Origin of the sequence: Labrenzia sp. THAF35 (genome assembly GCF_009363595.1) — a bacterium.
Taxonomy (GTDB): Bacteria; Pseudomonadota; Alphaproteobacteria; order Rhizobiales; family Stappiaceae; genus Roseibium; species Roseibium algicola.
On sequence record NZ_CP045380.1, the window covers coordinates 2,237,161 to 2,259,065 of the forward strand.

A 21,905-nucleotide genomic window follows, 5' to 3' on the forward strand; every position below is an offset into this window, starting at 1 on the left:
AAATCGCCCGTCTTCAAGGACGGCTGGAGTTGGTGGAAACGGCGATGCCGATGCCGAACAAGGTCAGGAGAATGCCAAAGGACCGTTCCATCCAGAGCTTGGCACGCATGAACTTGAGGCGTACGGCGGGAAGTGTGAAGAAGACGGTCACCAGAACAAACCAAAGGAACACGCCGCCCGCCATGATCACGCCGTAACCGATCTGGGTCCAGAGCGGCGTTTCGGGGGACGTCACCTGCAGAAACACCGAAAGGGCGAACATGGTGGCTTTCGGATTGGTCACGTTGGTGAAGAAGCCCCAGCGAAGCGCGCGGAAGGGCGACATGCCGGACAGGGCACCGTCGGCCGGCATCTCCTTAGATGCCGTGCGGTACATGGTGACGCCCAGGAAAACAAGGTAGGCAGCGCCGATCAGTTTCAGCGCGTTGAAGAGCAGGATCGACTGGGAAACGATCAGGCCGATACCCGCCAGTGCGTAAGTGACGTGTACGCCGAGGGCCAGCGCGATGCCGAGCGCAGTCATGATGCCGGCGAGCCGTCCGCCGATGAGGGCATTGCGCAGGACAACGGCAAAGTCGGGCCCGGGAACGATTGCGACCACGACGGTCAGCGAAATGACGGTGAGCAGTTCGAGCAAGCAGGGAACTCCGGGAAGGATAAGGATCGAACAGGGAGAGTTATCGATCTGGCGGCGATTGAAGGTTGGCCATCGTTTCGGACTTTTGGCCATCAACATCCGGCTGCCAGGTCCGTTTGGTGTTTCTTGCGGAGCGTTCCTTCGACCGTTCCACGAAATAGAAGCCGACGCCGATCAGGACAACAAATACGATCAGAAAAGTCAGCGTGGTCATGGTCAGGATCCTTCAATTGGACTCAGGAATTTCCAGCCGGGGAATCCGGCTTTCGCAAGACATCGGTATTGAGGCTGCCCATGTCAGGCTCATCGTCCTGATCTGAAGGGAACCGTTCGTTGTCCCGCTTCATATCGAGCCAGTAGAACCCGAAACCCACAAGGCAACCAACCGCGAACAACGACCCAAGAATGACCAGTAGAGCGGTCATGACGGCGTCTCCAGGATTGAACTGCAAGTCTGCAGCTCCAGTCTACATGACCTTTGCCCCGGGGCTATGCCTGAATCGAGAAAGTTTTTTGCGGCTTTGCCGGAAAGACATCCATACCGACAAAAAAGACGCCGGATGAACCGGCGTCTTTCGAAGGCAGGGATCAGATGAGCTTTGCCATCGCCACGGCCGTGTCGGCCATGCGGTTGGAGAAACCCCATTCGTTGTCGTACCAGGACAGGATGCGCACGAAAGTGCCGTCCATGACCTTGGTCTGGTCGCAATGGAAGACCGAGGAATGGCTGTCATGGTTGAAGTCCATGGAAACCAACTTGTCTTCGGTGTAGCCGAGCACGCCCTTCAGCTTGCCGTTTGCGGCTGCCTTGATGGCTTCGTTGATTTCCTCAACGGTGGTGTCGCGCTTCGCGATGAAGTTCAGGTCGACCACGGAAACGTTCGGCGTCGGGACACGAATGGCCACACCGTCCATCTTGCCGGCCAGGTCCGGCAGTACCAGGCCGACGGCCTTTGCAGCGCCGGTGGAGGTCGGGATCATGGACATGGCCGCAGCACGGGCGCGGTAGAGATCCTTGTGCATGGTGTCCAGCGTCGGCTGGTCACCGGTGTACGAGTGGATCGTGGTCATGAAACCTTTTTCGATGCCGATGGTTTCGTTCAGCACATAGGCGACCGGGGACAGGCAGTTGGTGGTGCAGGACGCGTTGGATACGACCAGGTCGTTCGCGGTCAGCGCATCGTGGTTGACACCGTAGACGATGGTCTTGTCGGCGCCGTCGGCCGGGGCGGAGACCAGAACGCGCTTGGCGCCGGCTTCCAGATGCATGGAGGCCTTTTCCTTGGCGGTGAAGATGCCGGTGCATTCCATGGCGACTTCAACGCCAAGCTCGCCCCAGGGCAGTTCCTTCGGGTCGCGGATCGCGGTCACCTTGATCGGCTTGCCGCCACCGACGGAAATGGTGTCGCCATCGACCTTGACCTCTGCCGGGAAACGGCCGTGCACGCTGTCGTAACGCAGCAGATGCGCGTTGGTCTCGACCGGGCCGAGATCGTTGATCGCAACGACTTCAATGTCGGTGCGGCCGGATTCGACGATCGCACGCAGCACATTGCGGCCGATGCGTCCAAATCCATTGATTGCTACCTTGGTTACCATAATCCACTCCCGCAATCTTCGGTGTGCCTCAGAAGGGGCTAAACCGATTTAAAAACCACATAGTGTGGTCACTTGAAAAGCACTTGATGTGCCCGTAGGCCCGGCACCATAGGAGGAAGTCTTGGTGCCGGGAATTGATTTCGGTTAAACGCTGAGCTTTGCCTTGGCGGCTGCAACCACGGCGTCCGCCGTGATGCCGAAATGCTCATAAAGTTCCTTGTAAGGCGCGCTCGCGCCAAAGCCGGTCATGCCGACAAAGATACCGTCCGCACCAATAAAGCGGTCCCAGCCCATGCGGATGCCGGCTTCAACGGCGATCTTGACCGGGCTGTTGCCGATGACGGCGGCCTTGTAGTCGTCTGACTGTGCTTCGAAAAGCTCGTACGACGGAACGGAGACCACGCGCACGGCGATGCCGGCCGTGCTCAGGTCCTTTTGCGCGTTGACGGCGATTTCGACTTCCGAACCGGTCGCGAAGATGGTCACGGCCGCGTCTTCGTCGCTGTCGATCAGCACATAGGCACCCTTGGCGCAGAGGTTGTTTTCCTCATAGGTCTTGCGCAGCGACGGCAGGTTCTGACGGGTCAGTGCCAGGACCGACGGTCCGTCGCGGTTTTCCAGCGACAGCTGCCAGCACTCGAGCGTCTCGGTGATGTCGGCCGGACGGAAGAAGGTCAGGTTCGGGATCGCGCGCAGGGCGGCGAAATGTTCCACCGGCTGGTGGGTCGGACCGTCTTCGCCAAGACCGATGGAATCATGGGTCATGACGTGAATGACCCGCTGGCCCATGAGGGCTGCGAGACGGATCGACGGACGGCAGTAATCGGAGAAGATCAGGAAGCCGCCGGAATAGGGGATAAGGCCGCCGTGCAGAGCCATGCCGTTCATGGCTGCCGCCATGCCGTGTTCACGGATGCCGTAGTGGATGTAACGGCCGGAGAAATCGTCCGGGGTGACCGGCGCGGTTTGCGGCGTCTTGGTGTTGTTGGAACCGGTCAGGTCGGCGGAGCCGCCAATGGTTTCCGGAACAATTTCGTTGATGACACCCAGAACAGCTTCGGAAGCCTTGCGGGTCGCCATGGTCGGCTGTTCGTCGGCGAGTTTCTTCTTGTAGTCCAGAACGGCCTGGGTGAAGCCCGCCGGCAGGTCGCCACGATTGCGGCGCTCGAATTCGGCGCGGGTTTCGGCGTCAGCTTCGGCAAAGCGCTTCTGCCAGTCCTTGTGAGCCTGGGCGGAGCGAAGGCCGGCAATGCGCCAGGCGTCCAGAATGTCGCTCGGAACTTCAAACGGCGCGTGCGGCCAGTTGAGCGCGGCACGGGTGCCGGAAATTTCGTCTGCACCAAGCGGCGAGCCGTGAACCTTCGCGGTGCCGGCCTTGGTCGGTGCACCGAAGCCGATGGTGGTCTTGGCGGCGATCAGGGTCGGGCGGTCGCTGGCCTGTGCCTGGCGGATCGCTGCAGAAATGGCGACCGGGTCGTGACCGTCGACGCTGAGCGTGTTCCAGCCGGAGGCGGCAAAACGGGCCTGCTGGTCGGTTGAATCGGTGATTTCGACCTTGCCGTCGATGGAGATGCCGTTGTCGTCCCAGATGACGATCAGCTTGTTGAGCTTCAGGTGACCTGCCAGCGACAGGGCTTCCTGGCTGATGCCTTCCATGAGACAGCCGTCACCGGCCAGCACATAGGTGTAGTGATCGACAAGATCCTCGCCGAAGCGGGTGGACTGCAGGCGCTCGGCGATGGCCATGCCGACTGCGTTGCCGAGACCCTGGCCGAGCGGGCCGGTGGTGGTCTCGATGCCAGCGCCGTGGCCGTATTCCGGGTGCCCGGCAGTGCGTGCGCCGAGCTGGCGGAAATTCTTGATCTCGTCGAGGGAGAAGTCTTCATAGCCCAGCAGATACAGCAGGCTGTAAAGCAGCATCGAGCCGTGACCGGCGGACAGAACGAAGCGGTCGCGGTCGGCCCAGTTCGGGGATGTCGGATCGAATTTCAGGAATTCGGTAAAAAGAACTGTCGCGATATCCGCAGCGCCCATGGGCAGGCCGGGGTGACCGGAATTAGCCTTTTCCACGGCATCGATGGCAAGAAAGCGGATCGCATTTGCCATGCGCTGGTGTTTATCAAGATCGGTCATCGTGGTCCCGTTGCTTGCTTTGGAGCCCCCCTTGGCCGAAGCAGAGAGCCCGGCAAGGTTGTTTTGAGGTGCGTTGCTCAAGAATTAACACTCGTCAATCTCGAACAGGCGCCAGACAAATATCAGGAACGGCACCCGAGTCAATAAAGCTGGTTTGGGTCTTTTGAGGGCATTGCCGGGGAAGAATTTTTTCTTCCACGCGTTATAGAGTTGAGGATTCTGCCAATGGTGGCATTGACTGAGAGAAGTTGCGGTGCCTAAGCTCGACGCTCTAACAAAGATTTGCTTTTTCGCCGTGAAACGTGCTTTGCCGCGCATTCTCTGAAATGCCCGTAATTTGAGCAGCAACTCCAGGGTCGAAAGCGCCAAATCTCCAGTCTGACCTAGGAAGGAATGGGCGGACCGCCGCAGAAGAACGATTGGGACGACGTAATTAATGGCGGATGTCGACTGCATGGAAAAGACCAGCCTGGCCGATGCGGTAAAGCGGCTGGACAAAGCCGTCGGCAATCTCGAAGCGGCTGTCCAGCGCCGTCTTGATGCAGACAGGTCGCTCAATGCCCTGCAGGATGACCTGCAGCGGCTCGGCGAAGACCGTTCCCAACTGGCAGCCTCACTCGATGAAAGCGAAGCACGGGCTTCCCGGCTGGAAGAGGCCAACCGGGATGTCTCCCGGCGGCTTGTCTCGGCAATGGAAACCATCCGCAGCGTGCTCGACGCGCACGGAGGCTAGGCGCATATGGCTCAGATCACGGTTACCATCAACGGCAAGTCCTTCCGCATGGCCTGCGATGACGGCGAGGAAGAGCGCCTGATGGGCCTTGCTGCCCGTTTCGATGGCTGGATCAACGACTTGCGAGGCGCCTTCGGCGAAATCGGCGACCAGCGCCTGACGGTAATGGCCGGCATCATGGCGGCCGACCAGCTTTCGGAACTGGAGCGCAAGGTCGCCCGGCTTGAAGAACAGCTGGCCGATGCCAAGAAACAGCAGGTGGCTGCGCTCGACAACATGAGCCAGAACGAGGAAGAGCTGTCGCGTGCCGTCAATACTGCCGCCGCTCGGATCGAAAGCCTTGCGGACGGTCTTTCCAAGAGCTTGCGGGCCCAGGACAACGCCTGAGGCGACCGCCTTTCCGGCCAGACGGCAACGGAGAGTGCCCGCAACTTCGTTTGTGATGAAATCCATGCCGCACTGGTAATTGCCGTCGCACCGGATTATATGCGGTACTTGCGGCTGCCCGATACGTCAGGAACATTATCCCCGGGGCCTTACGCATTCCCTTGGGAGCTGTCCCTGCGCTGGGCCGTGGTCCGTTGCATACGGCGCCCACCTACATTGTAGGTTTCCCGGGATTGCAAATCCAACGGTCGGGCGGCTGCGCGTTTCCTTTTCAGGACGCGGGCCGATCCATTCTATTCGAGGCCCCATGACCGACCTTTCCTCCATTGCTGCCGAAAAAGACAGTCTCCGCAAGCAGGTGCTTGCCCGCCGCAAGGCAATGCCGGAGGTGGAGCGGATCGAACACAGCCTGATGCTCAGCGATCACGCCGAAGATCTGCCGCTGCCGGCAGGAGCAGTTGTTGCCGGGTTCTGGCCGATCCGGGACGAAATCGACCCGCGCCCGCTGATGGACCGCCTGCGCCAGCTTGGGCACCCCCTGTGCCTGCCCGTGATGACCGGCCCGAGCCTCATCTTCCGCCGCCTGGAGCGGGATACGGAACTGGTTTCCGCCGGTTTCGGCACCTCCGAACCCGGCCCCTCTGCCGAGGAAGTGCGCCCGGATGTTCTTCTGATGCCGCTTGCCGGCTTTGACGGCAAAGGCACGCGCATCGGTTACGGCAAGGCTTTTTACGACATTACAATTGCGCAGCTGCAACACTCCGGGCCCCTTTTGTGCATCGGGCTTGCCTTTTCCGTGCAGGAGGTTGACCGCGTCCCCGCGGAAGCGCATGACAAGCCGTTGAATGGGATTCTGACCGAGCAGGGGTACCGGGCGTTCGGCTGACGGCGAAAGTGATCGCCGAAGCAGGCCGCCCAGTGAGGATATATGCGTATTCTGTTTCTGGGCGATCTTGTCGGCCGCGTGGGCCGTACCGCCGTCATTGAGCAATTGCCGGAGCTGGTGGAAAGCAACCAGCTCGATTTCGTGATCGTCAACGGTGAGAACGCTGCGTCCGGGTTCGGCATTACCGAAACGATCCTGCAGGACGTTCTGGATGCGGGCGCCGACGTCGTGACCACCGGCAACCACGTCTGGGACCAGCGTGACACCCTGGTCTATATCGAGCGACAGGACAGGCTGCTTCGACCGGTCAATTACCCCTCCGGGACACCGGGGCGCGGCGCGCACCTCTTCACGGCCAGAAACGGCGCAAGGGTGATGGTGGCCAATGTGATGGGCCGCGTTTACATGGACGCGCTCGACGATCCCTTTGCCGCCATCGACAACGTCATCAACGGGTGTCCGCTTGGCGATGTGGCCGATGCCATCATCGTTGACATGCATGCCGAAGCCACCAGCGAGAAACAGGCCATGGGCCACTTCCTGGATGGCCGGGTCAGTCTCGTTGTCGGAACGCACACCCATGTGCCGACGGCCGATCACCAGATCCTGGAAAACGGCACGGCCTATATGTCCGACGCGGGCATGTGCGGTGCATATGACAGCGTTCTGGGCATGGACAAGGAAGAGCCGGTCAACCGGTTCCAGCGCAAGATACCGAGCTCCCGGTTCACACCGGCAACAGGCGATCCGACCATCTGCGGTGTCGCCATCGAGACGGACGATCGGACCGGGCTTGCCGAGCGGGTTGCGCCGCTTCGCATAGGCGGCCGGCTGGAGCCTGTGATCCCGCCCTTCTGGCCGAACGGGGCCTGACCACGGCCGAGAATTTCTCTGCGCTGGATTTTCCGGGTCAACTTGCCTATAAGCGGCGCAGTTTTCACTGACATCACCTGTAAAGAACCGAGAAGAGCCATGGCAGGCCATTCAAAATTCAAGAACATCATGCACCGCAAGGGACGCCAGGACGCGGCCCGCTCCAAGATGTTCTCCAAGCTGTCCAAGGAAATTACCGTCGCCGCGAAGATGGGCGACCCGGATCCGGACGCGAACCCGCGCCTGCGCCTTGCCGTCCAGAACGCCAAGGCCCAGTCCATGCCGAAGGAAAACATCCAGCGGGCGATCAACAAGTCCCAGTCCGGCGACGACGACAACTACGAGGAAGTCCGTTACGAGGGCTACGGCCCGGCAGGTGTTGCCGTGGTCGTCGAAGCCCTGACCGACAACCGCAACCGGTCCGCCTCCAACATCCGGTCCTATTTCACCAAATGCGGTGGGTCGCTGGGGGAAACGGGCTCGGTCTCCTTCATGTTCGACCGTGTTGGCGAAATTATCTACAAGCCGGAAGCCGGTGAAGCCGATGCGGTTCTGGAAGCTGCGATCGAAGCTGGCGCGGAAGACGTTCAGTCCGACGAGAGCGGTCACACGATCTACACCGCCTTTGAAGATCTGAACGATGTTTCTGCTGCTCTGGAACAGGCACTGGGCGAAGCGGATTCGACCAAGATCATCTGGAAGCCGCAGAACCTGACGCCGGTCAACGCGGACAAGGCCCAGACCATGATGAAACTCATCGACATGCTGGAAGACGACGACGACGTCCAGAACGTCTACTCCAACTTCGATGTCGACGAAGAAACCATGGCCTCTCTGGCTTCCTGAGTTACACAGGATATGAATCTGAAAACCCCGGCCCTGCCGGGGTTTTTGTTTTGGTGGTCCTGAGGCTCGCGCCTTCCTTGAACCAAGGAGACCGATCGCATGTTCAATATCTTCGACCTGACGCAGAAAGACCCGAAAACCTTGCAGGAGCGTGCGCTGAAGCTGGCGGAGGAAGCCGGAGAGCTGGCGCAGGCCGTTCTTTCGGCAACGAAGGCGCCCGGCAGCGAATACAAGAACCAGACGCTGGCAGATGTCCGTGAAGAAGCCGCCGATGCTGCGATCGTGGCGATGAGCGTTCTGGCGCAGGCTTCTTCAAGCAGGGAAGAGTTCGAGGCAGAACTCATGCGGCTGATGGCGGAAAAATGTGCCAAATGGCAGGAGAAGCTGCAGGAAAAGCCTTTGGCCGAATAGGGTTTGCACCGCGTATTTGGCGCGGTTTTTGCTAACTTGATCGGACGGTCCTGGCCATACTCATCCTCATCCTGAGGAAGCGCAAAGCGCTGTCTCGAAGGATGGGCTACATACTCCGGAACAAGAGGCCCATCTTTCGAGACGCCGCTTCGCGGCTCCTCAGGATGAGGGTGTCTGGGTGTTCCTCCGCACTAACATAACGCCAAGAACCGCCTACCGGAAAAGCGGATCCAGCAGGGGCATGCTGGAGAGGGCGGCGAGGGCGATCAGGCCATAGGCGAGCTTGCGATAGAGTTTCGGGTCGGCGTGCTTGAAGCCGTTGGAGCCGAGATAGATCGCAAGGGCATAGACGGGGATCGCCATGATCAGGAGGTGGAACACTTCCAGCGTGAAGAAGCCGTTGAAGATATAGGCGACGAAGGTTCCGATACTCGCAAGCGCGAAGAACACGATCAGGTTGGCACGGACGATTGCCGGTTCCTTTGCGCTGGAGAGCCAGAAGGCAACCACCGGCGGGCCGGAGACCTGCGAGATGCCGCCGAGGATGCCCGCAACTGCGCCAACCCCAAGCGACACCGGCCTGGAGGGTTTGCGTTCATAGCGCCAGCCGGACACCAGCAGCAGTAGCAGTCCGGTCACGATTGCAAAGATCGTCCAGCGTAGAACCAGCACGTCCGCGTTGGCCAGAAGCCAGGCGCCGACGTGAACAAAAACCACGGCACCAACGACCGCGGGAAGCACTGTCGACCAGTTGCACAGCCTGAGCGCCCTGACCACCAAAGGCAGTGCGACAATGCCGTCGATGAACAGAAAGGTGGCTGCCGCGGTTGACGGCAGCATGACGCTGGCGGCCACCGGCATGAAGATCATTCCCGCACCGAACCCTGCAAACCCGCGCACGCAACCGGCCACAAACAGGACCACGGCGAGGAACACCAGGAGGCCGGGCGGAAAGGAGCTGAAGATGTCGGCCATGGAAACTCGCGGAACGGACTGGATCAAAAAGGGATTTGCCCGGCAGATCGCGGGCCTTGGCGGGGGAGGTGGCCTGCCGGTAGGGGCAAGGCCGGATTAAACACGTTGTGAGGTGTTTTTGACAGGCTTTCCGGTGGTAAGCCGCGCTTTGGCTGGCGTCAACGGGGAAGTTTTGTTACCGATTTGTTCCATGATACACGCGATTCGTTTGCTGGGCATCGACCCGGGGCTGCGGCGTACCGGCTGGGGCATGATCGAGGCGACGGGAAATCGCCTGTCCTTCATCGCTTCCGGAACGGTAACCTCCGACAACAAGAAGAGCCTGGCCGAGCGCCTGGTGCAGCTGCATGACGGCCTCAGCGAAGTCGTGCGCCAGCACGAACCGTCCGAAGCCGCGGTAGAACATACGTTCGTCAACAAGGATGCGGGCGCAACTCTGAAGCTCGGGCAGGCACGCGGGATCGCTCTGCTGGTGCCATCGCTCGCCGGACTTCCGGTTGCCGAATATGCGCCGAACCTCGTCAAGAAGACGGTGGTCGGGACCGGTCATGCGGAAAAGGAACAGATCCGGGCCATGGTCAAGGTTCTGATGCCGCGGGCCACTTTCAATTCGGACGATGCCGCCGATGCACTGGCAATTGCCATTTGCCATGCGCAGCACCGGTCCAACAGTACAGCGCGGCTTGCCGCCATGGGGGCAATATGATCGGCAAGCTGAAAGGCACCATCGACAGCTATGGCGAGGACCACGTGATCCTGGATGTGCACGGGGTGGGCTATCAGGTTCATTGTCCCTCGCGCATTCTGCAGGGTCTGCCGCGCGCAGGTGAAGCGGCTGTCCTTTTCATCGAGACAATCGTTCGTGAGGACATGATCCGGCTCTATGGCTTCGGGGTAGAGGCGGAGCGCGAATGGTTCCGTATCCTGATGACCGTTCAGGGTGTCGGTGCCAAGGTTGCGCTGGGCATTCTGGGGATCTTGAAGGCAAGCGAAGTCGCCAACGCAATTGCGCTTGGCGACAAGGCAACGATTTCGCGGGCGCCTGGCGTCGGCAAGCGTGTTGCCGAACGTATCATTGCCGAACTCAAGGACAAGGCACCGGGACTTGCCACGGTGGACCAGGGCACGATTGCGGTTTCCCAGAACGTTGCCGACAACGTGGCTGCTCGGCCGGTGGCCGAGGCGGTTTCGGCGCTCACCAATCTGGGGTATGCACAGGCGCAGGCGAGCGGCGCCGTCGCAAAGGCCTTGCAGTCAGCCGGTGAGGACGCGACCACGGAAACGCTGATCCGCCTTGGCTTGAAGGAATTGGCCGGATGATCGCCGTTACCTATGGCATCATTGCCGTCGTGTTCGTGGTTCTGGGCATCGGCGGTATCATGTACCTTGATCACCGCTTCAGTGCCTCGGTGGGGGATCGTCCGTTTACCGTCAACGGACGCCGTGTGGAGTCGGACGACCCGTTTGTCCTGCGCCAGTTCAAGAAATTCTATGCACTCCGGGTAGCCTATTCGCTGGCTCTTCTGGTGTTGCTGTTTGTGGTCGTAAGCCATGTCGGATGACACTCGCATCGTGACGCCGGAAATCCGGGGGGACGAGATCGATTCAACCATGCGCCCCCAGGTGCTGGATGATTTTGTCGGTCAGGCCCAGGCGCGCGCCAATCTGAAGGTCTTTATCGGTGCGGCGAAGGCGCGGGGTGAGGCGCTGGACCATGTGTTGTTCGTCGGGCCTCCCGGTCTCGGCAAGACGACGCTGGCGCAGATCATGGCGCGCGAACTGGGGGTCAATTTCCGGGCGACCTCCGGTCCTGTCATTGCCAAGGCGGGCGACCTGGCCGCACTTCTGACCAACCTGGAAGAGCGCGACGTCCTCTTCATCGACGAGATCCACCGGCTCAATCCGGCAGTCGAGGAAGTGCTTTATCCGGCGATGGAAGATTTCCAGCTCGACCTGATCATCGGTGAAGGACCGGCTGCGCGATCAGTCAAGATCGACCTGGCGAAGTTCACGCTCGTTGCCGCGACGACGCGGCTGGGCCTCTTGACTACTCCGCTGCGCGATCGCTTCGGCATTCCGGTCAGGCTGCAGTTCTATACGGTTCCGGAGCTGGAGCACATCGTCAAGCGTGGCGCCGCCATTCTCGGCATCGGCATGGTTGAAGACGGTGCCCGCGAGATTGCCAAACGCTCCCGCGGGACACCGCGTATCGCCGGGCGACTGCTGCGGCGGGTAAGGGACTTTGCCATTGTCGCCGGCGTCGAGCGGGTCGACAGGGAACTCGCCGACAGGGCGCTTCTGCAGCTGGAAGTCGATGGTGCCGGGCTCGACAGTCTCGACCGTCGCTACCTGAGCCAGATCGCGGTGAATTTCGGTGGTGGGCCGGTCGGGATCGAGACCATTGCGGCAGCGCTTTCCGAGCCTCGTGACGCCATCGAGGAGATCGTCGAACCCTACCTGATCCAGAACGGGTTTCTGCAGCGGACGCCAAGGGGACGTATCCTGACGCCGATGGCGTTCGAACACCTGGGTCTTGCGGCCCCATCCAGACCGGATGCTCCGCAAATGGGACTGTTCACCGATCCCGAATAGTTTACGTAGTATTTATAAGACAAGGACTTGTCGGTTACATCTAGCTCTGCATAGCGATTAAGCATTTATTCGCGAATCCTGCCGTATCGTCGCGTTAACTATGCGGGGGAAACCATGCGGAAGCGCCTTTCATCTAAACTGGCTCTAATGTTTTTAGCCGGCGCACTCACTATGTGCGTGGCAATTGTCACGGTCACGTCGACCATTTCGCGGGATGTTGCAAACGGTCAGGCTGATGCCGGCCTGCAAAGTGCTACCAAGGCGAAACAGAAGGTTATTGAACTCTCCCTTGGGCAGGTGAAGGACAGCGCTGCGTTCTTCTCCACGCTGGAAGGCGCCAAGGACAGTTTGATGAAGACCATGGTCGGGTGGAAGAACCTGAAAGAAGGGCAGAACGAACTGCTCCGGAAGATCTTCGTGACCGACAATCCGCACCCCGAAGGTGAGCGTCACCTTCTGGTGGAGCCGGAAGAGTCCAACTACTACGTGAACAATCACAAGGTCGTTCATCCGATCTACCAGGAACTTGTCGATCAGGGCCTGTTCTCGGATGCGGCGCTGGCCAATCCGGACGGGTTCATCACCTATACTTTCCGCAAGGGTCCGGAATTCGCCTTCCACGTGGAAGACGCGCAGATCCAGGGCCATCCGGTGCAGATCGCCATGGGCAAGCTGTTCGAGGCCTCGAAAAACGAGACGCTGGCGGCCGGGCAGATCTATTCCTCAGGTTTTGTGACCACCGAAGATGGCACCGTCTCGGAAGTTCTTGCGGTGCCTGTGTTCTATCTGGACCGGTTCTTCGGCGCGATTGCGTTCACGACCAACATGGAGCATCTGGCCGGATTGCTGAACGAGAAGACCGGCCTCGGCGACAGCGAGCGCATCTTCCTTGCCGATTCCGATGGCAAGCTGGTTCAGCTCGACGATATGGGCCGCGCGAGTGCCGTCCACATGATCTCCGATATCAAGGTCAACGACCGGCTGATCCGCCTGGAAGACGGTGACTACCGCTTTGCGGAAGCAAGCAACACGTTTGTCGGTTCGCCCTTTGGTGTTGTCGATGCCGTCAAGCAGACGGAACTGTCGGCTGCCGCCGATCGCATCACCTATGGCGCGATCATTTCCGGTTTCCTCTGTCTGGTTCCGATCGTCGGCCTGATCTGGTGGGTAACCCGGCGCATGTTCGCTCCCATGGAACGCCTTGCGGTCGCGGCTCGCAAGATCGCCGACGGCGACCTGGAAGTGGGTGTCGAAGCGACCGAACGCCAGGACGAGATCGGCCGCATGGCGCGCTGTATCGAAGTGTTCAAGGACAGTTCGATCGAACGCGAGCGTCTGGCATCCGAGCGCAAGGTTGGCCACATTGCCCGCGAACAGCGTGAAAAGACCATCGATGCGCTGATTGCTGCATTCCGGGCCGAGTCGCAGGCGGTTCTGGAGTTGGTGGAAACCAATATTGCCCGTGTGGAAGAAGTCTCTTCCGCCCTCAGTCACCGGTCCACTGCCGCGTCAGACCAGGGGCAGACCGCGGTGTCGACTTCGGAAAACGCTTCCTCCAACGTTCAGGCGGTTGCCTCCGCCACCGAGGAACTCAACGCGTCGATTTCGGAGATCTCCCGTCAGGTCGAAACCACGGCAAGCATCGTGGCCCAGACCACGACCGCCGCGCAGAGCTCCAATTCCAAGATCTCCGGCCTTGCGGAAGCGGCCAACAAGATCGGCGATGTCGTGTCGCTGATTTCAGAGATCGCCGAACAGACCAACCTGCTGGCGCTGAACGCGACGATCGAAGCTGCGCGTGCGGGCGATGCCGGCAAGGGCTTTGCGGTCGTTGCCTCCGAGGTCAAGTCGCTCGCCGGCCAGACCGCCAAGGCAACGGAAGAAATCTCCGCGCAGATCGCGGCTATCCAGGCCTCTACCACCGAAGCGGTGGAAGAGATTGCCCGGGTGTCGGAATCGGTCGAGGAGGTCAACTCCTACACCACCACGATTTCGGACGCCGTGCAGCAGCAGGGCGCTGCCACCGGTGAGATTTCCCGAAACGTTGCAGAAGCCGCGGAAGGTACCCGCAGCGTTGCTGAGACTGTGGCGTCGCTGAACGAAGGCGTTGCCGAAAACTCGGAAGCGGTTGGCGACATGCTGAACGCGACAATCGAGATGAAACAGCAGGCGGAACAGCTTCGTGCGTCCGTCGAGAAATTCCTCTCCGAGGTTGCCGCTGCATAAGATACGGCCTACGTAAGGGCCAGGTACGAGCCTCCCGGTCGGTCGACCGGGAGGCTTTTTCATTCAGCTTTCGAGGGACAAAGCGTGTCGGACTGGCCGGATCTCGCCGGCCGCCTGGAAGATGGCGGTCATGTGCTTCCTGTTCGCGTCTACTACGAGGACACGGATTTCACGGGCATCGTCTATCACGGTGCCTATGTGCGCTTCTTCGAGCGCGCCAGGTCGGATTTCCTCCGTCTCATCGGCATTCACCATCGTGAGATGGCAGAAGGTACCCACGGTGCTTCGCTGGCCTTCGCAGTCAAGACAATGACGCTGGACTTCCAGAAACCGGCCAGGATTGACGATGTGCTGGAAGTTCATACAAGCCTTGCGGAGTACAAAGGCGCCCGAATCCGGCTCGATCAGCTGATTTACCGCGGCGAAGAGCTGCTGATTTCGGCTGCCGTCACCGTTGCGATCATCACCTCGCAAGGACGTCCGACCCGACTGCCGCAGGTCCTTTCGGAAAAACTCGTGCAGCATGCACCTGGAGAAAACACCGACGGTTGAAGGGCTTGGCTCTGAAAGAGCAGGCAAGCTGCTTGGCGGCGGTAAAATACTTTCAAAACCCATTACTGCGTTAATCTTGCAGTAACCTTAATTGATTCCTTTAGAGAGGGACTTTCTTTGATTGGAAAAGTCCCAGTTTTGACAAAATCAAACGTCAGAGAGGCGGCAGGTTACAAGAGCCGGCCGGCTGATTCCGGTTCCTCGCTGTCGTTTTCGAAACCTTGAATGCAAAACAGCGTCAGACGGCCAAGGGGTCATTGAATTTATGGAAACACTTGTCCAATCGACATTGGCGCCAGAGAGCGGCATTTCGTTTTTTGCGCTGTTCTGGCAGGCGCATATCGTCGTCAAGGTCGTAATGCTCGGCCTTTTGGGCGCTTCGGTGTGGTGCTGGGCGATCATCGTCGACAAGATCATGCTGGTCGGCCGGACACGGCGCCAGATGAGCCGGTTCGAAACGGTGTTCTGGTCCGGTCAGTCTCTCGAAGAACTCTATAATACGCTTCACAATCGTGTGAACCATTCCATGGCGGCACTGTTCGTCGCAGCCATGCGTGAATGGAAGCGCAGCCACGAGGGCGCGCGGCCTGCCATCGGCAGCCTGCAGCAGCGTATCGACAGGGTGATGGATGTCACCATCCAGCGCGAAGCCGAGCGGCTTGAAAGCCGGTTGCTGATCCTGGCAACCGTTGGCTCCGCGGCACCGTTCATCGGTCTGTTCGGAACGGTCTGGGGCATCATGACGGCGTTCCAGGCCATCGCGGCATCGGAAAGCACCAACCTTGCCGTCGTGGCGCCCGGTATTGCCGAAGCGCTGTTTGCGACCGCGCTTGGTCTACTGGCCGCCATTCCGGCAGTTATCGCCTACAACAAGTTCTCGGCCGACGTCGGCAAGGCGGTTTCGCGCATGGAAGGCTTTGCGGACGAGTTCTCCGCCATCCTGTCCCGTCAGATCGACGAGAGGGGCTGATCCATGGCCATGCAGGTCGGTTCAGGTCAGGCAGGAAGCGGACGGCGCGGGCGGCGCAGGCGTCGCCACGCACCCATGAGCGAAATCAACGTCACGCCCATGGTCGACGTGATGCTGGTGCTCCTGATCATCTTCATGGTGGCTGCTCCGCTCTTGACGGTCGGTGTGCCGATCGATCTGCCGGAGACCAGCGCCAAGGCCCTGGAAGGCGATACCGAGCCGATAACCATCTCGGTGAACGCGGCTGGTGAAATCTTCATCCAGGATACCCCGATCACGATTGAAGAGATCGTGCCAAAGCTCGAAGCCATTGCCGCCAATGGTTACGAGGAACGTATCTACGTGCGCGGCGATCAGGATGCCGACTACGGCACCATGATGAAGCTGATGGGCCGCATCAGCGCGGCCGGGTTTAAACGCCTCGGTCTTGTCACTCTGGAAGAACGGGACTCGTAACGCGTCATGCGCGCAGGTCTCATCGCGTCTCTGGCCGGTCACTCGGCTTTCCTGCTCTGGGGCTTGATCGCCTTTCCGGACGCTGAGAGCTTTGCGGTTCCGCAGGTGGATTCTCTGCCTGTCGAACTGGTGCCCATCGAGGAAATCACCAGGCTTCGGGTTGGCGAAAAGACCGCCGAAGTCCGGGACGTCGCGGCGGTGAACCCAAGCGATACCCCGGCCGAGGAACCTCCGAAACCGGCCGATAAACCGGGCGAAAGCAAGGTTGAGCAGCCGACGCAGCCCACACCTTCGCCGTCTCCGACGCCTCCTCCGGCACCGGAACCAACGCCCGTTGCGGATCCGGAACCGGCTCCGGCGCCTGCGCCCGAACCAGCGCCGGTGGCCGAACCTGCGCCTGCACCGGATCCTGCCCCGGCGCCGGAGCCTGTGCCGCAGCAGGAGGCCGCGCCTGCGCCCCAGCCGATCGTGACCAAGGTTTCACCGCGCTCCAAGCCGACGCCGCCGAGGAATGCGCCCGAGCCGCCGAAGGATAATTTCGACAGCACCGACATCGCTGCGCTTCTGAACAAGGTCGAACCGGCCAAACAGACCGGCGAAACCAGCCAGAACCCGGCCTCTCTCGGTTCCCGGCGCGGGGAGCAGAACGTGCGTATGAGCCAGTCCGAGCTGGATGCGCTGCGCGGAATGGTGGCGCAATGCTGGAACCCGCCGGTGGGTGCCGTTGGTGCGGAAGACCTGAAGGTTCGTGTCCGTTTCAACCTGTCCCAGGACGGTCAGGTTTCGGGCCAGCCGGAAGTCATGAATTCCAGCGGCAATCCGGCGTTCGGAGCAGCCTCGAGCAGTGCCGTGCGCGCGATCATGCGCTGCCAGCCATACAATCTGCCAATTTCCAAGTATGAAGCTTGGCAGGAAGTCATCATCAATTTCGACCCCAGAGAGATGCTCGGGGGATAGACTGGCCCGGCCAGTTCAAACGTCCATAAGGGAGCTGTTGTGCTCATGCGCGGAATACTGAAAAAACTTTCTGTTTTCACAAGCCGGAAAGCCAGAGGGCTCGCATTTGTTCTCGCTTCTTTTGTGGTGATTGCTCCGCTGCCGGCGGCAGCGCTTGTCGAAATCGATATTACCCAGGGCAACATCGAGCCCTTGCCGATCGCACTGCCGTCGTTTTCCGCCGAAGGCGGAGACGGCAAGCTGGCCGCGGACATGACCAACGTCATTGCCGCCGACCTGAAACGATCCGGCCTGTTCCGGCCGCTTGACCCGGCCAGCTTCATTCAGAAGAACATGAGCGTGAATTCCACGCCGCGTTTCGGCGACTGGCGCCAGATCAGTGCCCAGGCGCTTGTCACTGGTACGGTGATCAAGCAGCCGGACGGGCGTCTGCGGGCGGAGTTTCGTCTGTGGGACGTTTTCGCGTCAGAGCAGATGCTGGGCCAGCAGTTCTACACGACACCCGAAAACTGGCGGCGTCTGGCGCATATCATCGCTGACGCGATCTATGAGCGGCTGACCGGTGAAAAGGGCTACTTCGACACCCGGATCGTCTATGTCGATGAAACCGGCCCGAAGGACAAGCGCGTCAAGCGCCTGGCGATCATGGACCAGGACGGTGCAAACGTGCGTTACCTGACTCGCGGCGACGATCTGGTGCTGACACCGCGGTTCTCGCCGACGAGCCAGGAAGTCACCTACATGTCCTATGGCGGCGCCGATCCGAGTGTCTATCTGCTGAATATTGAAACGGGTCAGCGCGAAATCGTCGGCAACTTCCCGGGCATGACCTTTGCCCCGCGGTTCTCGCCCGATGGCCAGAGCGTGGTGATGAGCCTGCAGCAGGGTGGCAATGCCAACATCTTCAAGATGGACCTGCGCTCTCGCCAGACGACGCGTCTGACGAACGACGCGGCCATCGACACGAGCCCGTCGTTCTCACCGGACGGACGCCAGATCGTGTTCGAATCCGACCGCGGCGGCACACAACAACTTTATGTGATGAGCGCAGGCGGCGGCGGTGCGCAGCGTATTTCCTTCGGGCCTGGCCGGTATTCCACGCCGGTATGGTCGCCGCGTGGAGACCTGATCGCCTTTACCAAGCAGCACCAGGGCCGATTCATGATCGGCGTCATGCGGCCTGACGGAAAGGGTGAGCGTATCCTGACCGAGGGCTATCACAACGAAGGTCCGGCCTGGTCGCCGAACGGCCGTGTGCTGGTGTTTTTCCGGGATACGCCGGGTGCCAATGGCGGGCCGCAGGTCTGGACCGTGGACCTGACAGGATACAACGAACAGCGGGTGGAGACCCCGGCCTTCGCGTCGGATCCCTCCTGGTCGCCGCTGATCGACTGAAGGAGACATGCGGCCTGTGAAGGCAGGCCGTGTTAAGCTTTCGCTAACCATGTTTGAAAAGGCGTTTTTTACCGGTTTTGGCTAGAAAGCGTTTACCAAGAACCGGACGGATGAAATGTCAGGTTGGCGGGCTGGGGTGTAGGAGACAGGAATGTTCAAGAGTTTAAACGCCGGACGGGGCGCGCGCTGGATTGCAGTCTGCTTCGTGGTTCTGTTCGCAGCAGCATGTGCCCAGAACAAACCGGACGGGCTGTCGAGCAATGTGAAGCCGGGCACGGGCCAGGACTTCGTCGTGAACGTGGGTGACCGCGTGTTCTTCGAAGAAGACCAGTCGGTGGTGACATCGCAGGGTCAGGCAACCCTTGCCAATCAGGCCAAGTGGCTGAACCGCTATCCCCAGTACACGATCACGATCGAGGGGCATGCGGATGAACGCGGCACGCGTCAGTACAACATCGCGCTGGGAGCACGCCGTGCCCAGTCCGCACGTGACTATCTGGTGGCGCAGGGCGTGAACGCCTCGCGTGTCCGGACGATTTCCTACGGCAAGGAACGGCCTGTTGCTGTCTGTAACGACAACAGCTGCTGGTCACAGAACCGCCGTGCGGTGACGGTCCTGAACAACGCGACCAACTGATCCGGCAAATGCCGAACAAAAAGGCCGGGCAGCTTGCCCGGCCTTTTTTGTTGGGCCGGCCGGAAATGGCGAAATCACTTCAATGTCAGCCGGTAACGTCAAAATTTGGCCGAAGTCGAAGCGCTCTGTGCACTTGAGTAAGAAGCCGGGCATGGTAAGACATCATGCGCGTGGATCTGCTTGAGTATTGGCGTTTGTCGGACCACGGCCAGACACTGGTACAGCAAATCCAACCGGAGGAGCGAATGCTGAAACTAAAGGGACTGGCAGGTCTCATCATGGCGTTGGTCATCACCTTCGCCACTGCCACACCGTCGCAAGCCCAGCTGTTCGGACGCAAGAATGACGATTCCAGCGTAAGGATCGGTCAGCTTGAGGAACGGATCCGGGTTTTGACCGGTCAGATCGAACAGTTGTCCTATCAGATGCGGGAATTGCAGGATCAGATGCGCCGCATGCAGGAAGACAATGAATACCGCTTCCAGCAGCTGGAAGGCGGCACCCCGGGCAAGCGCTCGGATGTCGCTCCAGGATCGACCGCTCCGGGCCTAGGCCCGGACGGTACTCCGCAGTCGGGCAACCTTATCGCGCCGGGTGGAGGTTTTGCGACCCTCCCTACGGACGGATCTGGAGACGGCAACTGGGATCAGTCCGGCGGCTATGAAAGCGGTTTGCCGAGCGACGGTCCGATCGATCTTTCGCGGCTGGCCAACGGGCTTGAAAACCTGCCTGGCACAGGTCAGGAAATCGCGCCCGATCCCGGTCTTGCCACCGACGATGACCAGATTGCGAGCGTCATCGGCAGCGGCGACCCGAGCTCTGACTACAATCAGGCCTATTCCCTGGCAGTCAATGGCGATTACGCGGGGGCCGAGCGCGGATTCCGGAATTTTCTGGAAACCTATCCCGACGATGCACAGGCGGCGAACGCTCAATACTGGCTGGGCGAAAGCCTGCTGGCACAGCAGAACTACCGCGAGGCAGCCGATGCCTTCCTGAAGACCTACACGGACCATCCCGGCAACGCCAAGAGCCCCGACAGCCTGCTCAAGCTGGGTGTCTCGCTGCGTGGTCTTGGCGAAGCGGATGCGGCCTGCGCAACGTTTTCCGAACTGCTGAACAAATATCCGAATGCCGCTCCAGCCGTTTTGTCCCAGGCGCGGGATGAACGCCGTCGTGCCCAGTGCTCCTGACGGGCCGGTTGAGCCCGAGAGGCTCCCGGCCGATCGCGTCGATGCTCTTTTTTCAAAGCTAAGCTCTTTTTCCAATCTGGCGCTGGCAGTGTCCGGCGGCTCGGATTCCCTTTGTCTTCTTGTCCTTTTCGATGAATGGCGCAAACGCACCGGCTGGCAGGGTGCCGCCGAAGTGCTGTGTGTGGATCATCAACTCCGGCCCGAAAGCGGTCAGGAGGCGGAATTCGTTGCGACGAATGCGCGCGCGTGCGGCCTTGCCTGCACGGTGTTGCGCTGGACTGACACCAAACCGGCTGCAAACCTCCAGGAAGCGGCACGCGTTGCCCGTTACCGGTTGATGGCAGTGCGTATGCGGGACATCGGCGCGGAGGCGCTTGTTCTTGGTCATCACCTTGACGATCAGGCGGAAACTTTTCTGGACCGTCTGACCCGGGGGAGCGGCGTTACCGGCCTCAGCGGGATGGCGGCTGACGAAGGCAGCGGTCCGGAAGGTCTGCGCCTGCTGCGTCCGCTCCTGAGTGTTTCGAAATCCGACCTCGAGGCAACGCTTGAAGAGCGCGGCCGTTCCTGGTGCACGGATCCCTCGAACCGGAACCCGAAATACAAGCGCAGCCGGCTCCGCGCCATCTTGTCGCTGTTGGCCGAGGAGGGATTGAGCGCAGAGCGTCTTGCGCAGACCGCTGCCAATATCCGCCGGGCGCGGGAAGCCCTGGAGCGGACTGCCGATGGCCTGGTCGCTCGGCTGATCACCGAGCACCCGGCAGGACCCGCGCGCCTGGAGCGTGAAGCCTACCGCGAGCAGCCGGAAGAACTCCGTCTCCGGCTGCTCGTCTATCTCATGGCGCGTGTCTCGGGCAAGAATTCCCGACCAAGACTTGCCAGGCTTCAGGCTCTGGACGGGGTTCTGATGTCCGGTGAGGCGAAGCGTCAGACCTTTCAAGGATCGGTTTTCGACGCAGACGCAAGCGTCATCAGAGTGTGGAAAGAACCGGGGCGCGAGCCGCCGGGCATTGTCACGGGTCTTGCTGGATCCGGCTCATGGGATGGCCGCTACCTTTACCGGGTCCCCACTTGTCCTGTTGGCGAAAGTGATGCCCCCTTGTGTCTGGGGCCGCTGATGAACGCGCCTGTAGCGTCCCGGGAAATCGACTGGCCGGCGGGCTGGCCCAAGGCCGCCTTCGACTGCGCGCCGGTCCTGTGGCGGGCAGGGGAGATCCTGACCCCGGCTTCCGCAACGGCTGTTTTGACCATTGGCAATTCCTGCAGCAGCGCAGATTTGAATTTGGAGCGAATGCCGATCCAAGGTAAATTGCCGGATAACTTTATGGACAATGAGGACGCAGACGAGGAAATCTGAGGTTTTCCCCATCTGGAACATCTGTTAGAGGTCCGTGCTTAAGAAAATAGTCAGCGCATCTGCGCAACTATGGCGCACCGCCTTGGCAGC

Annotated in this window: 26 protein-coding genes and 1 other RNA gene; 20 read left to right on the top strand and 7 right to left on the bottom strand. The window is 60.4% G+C overall.

The window, feature by feature from the left end; translation table 11 throughout:
• Positions 1-13: 13 nt before the first annotated feature.
• The 6 genes from FIU93_RS10285 to FIU93_RS10305 all read right to left on the bottom strand — a co-directional run bounded on the left by FIU93_RS10285 (position 14) and on the right by FIU93_RS10305 (position 4,825).
• On the bottom strand, positions 14-637 hold the full coding sequence (locus FIU93_RS10285; protein ID WP_023003471.1) for a LysE family transporter: 624 nt from the start codon (positions 635-637) through the stop codon (positions 14-16).
• Positions 638-677: 40 nt separating this feature from the next.
• The gene (locus FIU93_RS31375) at positions 678-851 is read right to left on the bottom strand and encodes a hypothetical protein (RefSeq protein ID WP_173017298.1); all 174 of its coding nucleotides are present in this window, start codon (positions 849-851) and stop codon (positions 678-680) included.
• Between the two features lie 22 nt (positions 852-873).
• Positions 874-1,062, bottom strand: a complete 189-nt coding sequence (locus FIU93_RS10290) for a hypothetical protein (protein ID WP_023003469.1) — start codon at positions 1,060-1,062, stop codon at positions 874-876.
• A gap of 163 nt (positions 1,063-1,225) precedes the next feature.
• On the bottom strand, positions 1,226-2,236 hold the full coding sequence (gene gap / locus FIU93_RS10295) for a type I glyceraldehyde-3-phosphate dehydrogenase (RefSeq protein ID WP_023003466.1): 1,011 nt from the start codon (positions 2,234-2,236) through the stop codon (positions 1,226-1,228).
• A gap of 144 nt (positions 2,237-2,380) precedes the next feature.
• Positions 2,381-4,369, bottom strand: a complete 1,989-nt coding sequence (tkt, locus tag FIU93_RS10300) for a transketolase (RefSeq protein WP_152505523.1) — start codon at positions 4,367-4,369, stop codon at positions 2,381-2,383.
• A gap of 84 nt (positions 4,370-4,453) precedes the next feature.
• Positions 4,454-4,825: a hypothetical protein gene (locus FIU93_RS10305; protein WP_023003462.1), complete on the bottom strand. Its 372-nt coding sequence runs from the start codon at positions 4,823-4,825 to the stop codon at positions 4,454-4,456.
• Between FIU93_RS10305 and FIU93_RS10310 the strand changes: the two genes are divergently transcribed.
• From FIU93_RS10310 to FIU93_RS10340, 7 genes are all read left to right on the top strand, one after another.
• On the top strand, positions 4,824-5,102 hold the full coding sequence (locus tag FIU93_RS10310; RefSeq protein ID WP_023003460.1) for a DUF4164 domain-containing protein: 279 nt from the start codon (positions 4,824-4,826) through the stop codon (positions 5,100-5,102). The genes FIU93_RS10305 and FIU93_RS10310 overlap by 2 nt on opposite strands.
• Positions 5,103-5,108: 6 nt before the next feature.
• On the top strand, positions 5,109-5,489 hold the full coding sequence (locus tag FIU93_RS10315) for a cell division protein ZapA (RefSeq protein ID WP_023003457.1): 381 nt from the start codon (positions 5,109-5,111) through the stop codon (positions 5,487-5,489).
• 108 nt (positions 5,490-5,597) lie between these two features.
• Positions 5,598-5,752: non-coding RNA, 6S RNA (ssrS, locus tag FIU93_RS10320), on the top strand.
• A gap of 44 nt (positions 5,753-5,796) precedes the next feature.
• Positions 5,797-6,375, top strand: coding sequence for a 5-formyltetrahydrofolate cyclo-ligase (locus tag FIU93_RS10325; RefSeq protein ID WP_062487054.1), 579 nt, complete (start codon positions 5,797-5,799; stop codon positions 6,373-6,375).
• A 42-nt stretch (positions 6,376-6,417) separates the two neighbouring features.
• The gene (locus FIU93_RS10330) at positions 6,418-7,248 is read left to right on the top strand and encodes a TIGR00282 family metallophosphoesterase (RefSeq protein ID WP_023003453.1); all 831 of its coding nucleotides are present in this window, start codon (positions 6,418-6,420) and stop codon (positions 7,246-7,248) included.
• 99 nt (positions 7,249-7,347) lie between these two features.
• Complete coding sequence (locus tag FIU93_RS10335) at positions 7,348-8,094, top strand: YebC/PmpR family DNA-binding transcriptional regulator (RefSeq protein WP_023003451.1); 747 nt, start codon at positions 7,348-7,350, stop codon at positions 8,092-8,094.
• 99 nt (positions 8,095-8,193) lie between these two features.
• Complete coding sequence (locus FIU93_RS10340; RefSeq protein WP_152505524.1) at positions 8,194-8,505, top strand: MazG-like family protein; 312 nt, start codon at positions 8,194-8,196, stop codon at positions 8,503-8,505.
• A gap of 213 nt (positions 8,506-8,718) precedes the next feature.
• Here the strand turns inward: FIU93_RS10340 and FIU93_RS10345 are convergent, their stop codons facing one another.
• Positions 8,719-9,480 (bottom strand): sulfite exporter TauE/SafE family protein, encoded by a 762-nt coding sequence (locus FIU93_RS10345; RefSeq protein ID WP_077291772.1) that lies wholly within the window; start codon positions 9,478-9,480, stop codon positions 8,719-8,721.
• A gap of 190 nt (positions 9,481-9,670) precedes the next feature.
• Here FIU93_RS10345 and ruvC point away from each other — a divergent pair, with 190 nt between their 5' ends.
• The 13 genes from ruvC (at position 9,671) to tilS (ending at position 21,815) form a co-directional block, all read left to right on the top strand.
• Entirely contained in the window at positions 9,671-10,186 is a 516-nt protein-coding gene (ruvC, locus tag FIU93_RS10350) for a crossover junction endodeoxyribonuclease RuvC (RefSeq protein ID WP_062487062.1), read from the top strand.
• Positions 10,183-10,800, top strand: coding sequence for a Holliday junction branch migration protein RuvA (gene ruvA, locus FIU93_RS10355; RefSeq protein ID WP_023003447.1), 618 nt, complete (start codon positions 10,183-10,185; stop codon positions 10,798-10,800). Before ruvC ends, ruvA begins: the two co-directional genes overlap by 4 nt.
• Positions 10,797-11,042 (top strand): hypothetical protein, encoded by a 246-nt coding sequence (locus FIU93_RS10360; protein ID WP_023003446.1) that lies wholly within the window; start codon positions 10,797-10,799, stop codon positions 11,040-11,042. The genes ruvA and FIU93_RS10360 overlap by 4 nt, the downstream gene beginning before the upstream one ends.
• A complete protein-coding gene (ruvB, locus tag FIU93_RS10365) occupies positions 11,032-12,072 on the top strand; it encodes a Holliday junction branch migration DNA helicase RuvB (protein WP_023003445.1) in 1,041 nt (346 codons plus the stop codon). Before FIU93_RS10360 ends, ruvB begins: the two co-directional genes overlap by 11 nt.
• 171 nt (positions 12,073-12,243) lie before the next feature.
• Entirely contained in the window at positions 12,244-14,298 is a 2,055-nt protein-coding gene (locus FIU93_RS10370) for a methyl-accepting chemotaxis protein (RefSeq protein ID WP_023003444.1), read from the top strand.
• Positions 14,299-14,382: 84 nt separating this feature from the next.
• Positions 14,383-14,850: a tol-pal system-associated acyl-CoA thioesterase gene (ybgC, locus tag FIU93_RS10375; RefSeq protein WP_023003443.1), complete on the top strand. Its 468-nt coding sequence runs from the start codon at positions 14,383-14,385 to the stop codon at positions 14,848-14,850.
• Positions 14,851-15,115: 265 nt separating this feature from the next.
• Positions 15,116-15,820 (top strand): protein TolQ, encoded by a 705-nt coding sequence (gene tolQ, locus FIU93_RS10380; protein ID WP_023003442.1) that lies wholly within the window; start codon positions 15,116-15,118, stop codon positions 15,818-15,820.
• A gap of 3 nt (positions 15,821-15,823) precedes the next feature.
• A complete protein-coding gene (gene tolR / locus FIU93_RS10385) occupies positions 15,824-16,276 on the top strand; it encodes a protein TolR (protein WP_023003441.1) in 453 nt (150 codons plus the stop codon).
• Positions 16,277-16,282: 6 nt separating this feature from the next.
• The gene (locus tag FIU93_RS10390) at positions 16,283-17,233 is read left to right on the top strand and encodes a cell envelope integrity protein TolA (RefSeq protein WP_023003440.1); all 951 of its coding nucleotides are present in this window, start codon (positions 16,283-16,285) and stop codon (positions 17,231-17,233) included.
• A 45-nt stretch (positions 17,234-17,278) separates the two neighbouring features.
• The gene (gene tolB / locus FIU93_RS10395; protein ID WP_023003439.1) at positions 17,279-18,628 is read left to right on the top strand and encodes a Tol-Pal system beta propeller repeat protein TolB; all 1,350 of its coding nucleotides are present in this window, start codon (positions 17,279-17,281) and stop codon (positions 18,626-18,628) included.
• A gap of 151 nt (positions 18,629-18,779) precedes the next feature.
• Complete coding sequence (gene pal / locus FIU93_RS10400; protein ID WP_023003438.1) at positions 18,780-19,265, top strand: peptidoglycan-associated lipoprotein Pal; 486 nt, start codon at positions 18,780-18,782, stop codon at positions 19,263-19,265.
• A 245-nt stretch (positions 19,266-19,510) separates the two neighbouring features.
• Complete coding sequence (gene ybgF, locus FIU93_RS10405; protein WP_031270520.1) at positions 19,511-20,458, top strand: tol-pal system protein YbgF; 948 nt, start codon at positions 19,511-19,513, stop codon at positions 20,456-20,458.
• Positions 20,459-20,546: 88 nt separating this feature from the next.
• Positions 20,547-21,815: a tRNA lysidine(34) synthetase TilS gene (tilS, locus tag FIU93_RS10410; protein ID WP_173017299.1), complete on the top strand. Its 1,269-nt coding sequence runs from the start codon at positions 20,547-20,549 to the stop codon at positions 21,813-21,815.
• The last annotated feature ends 90 nt before the right edge of the window (positions 21,816-21,905 follow it).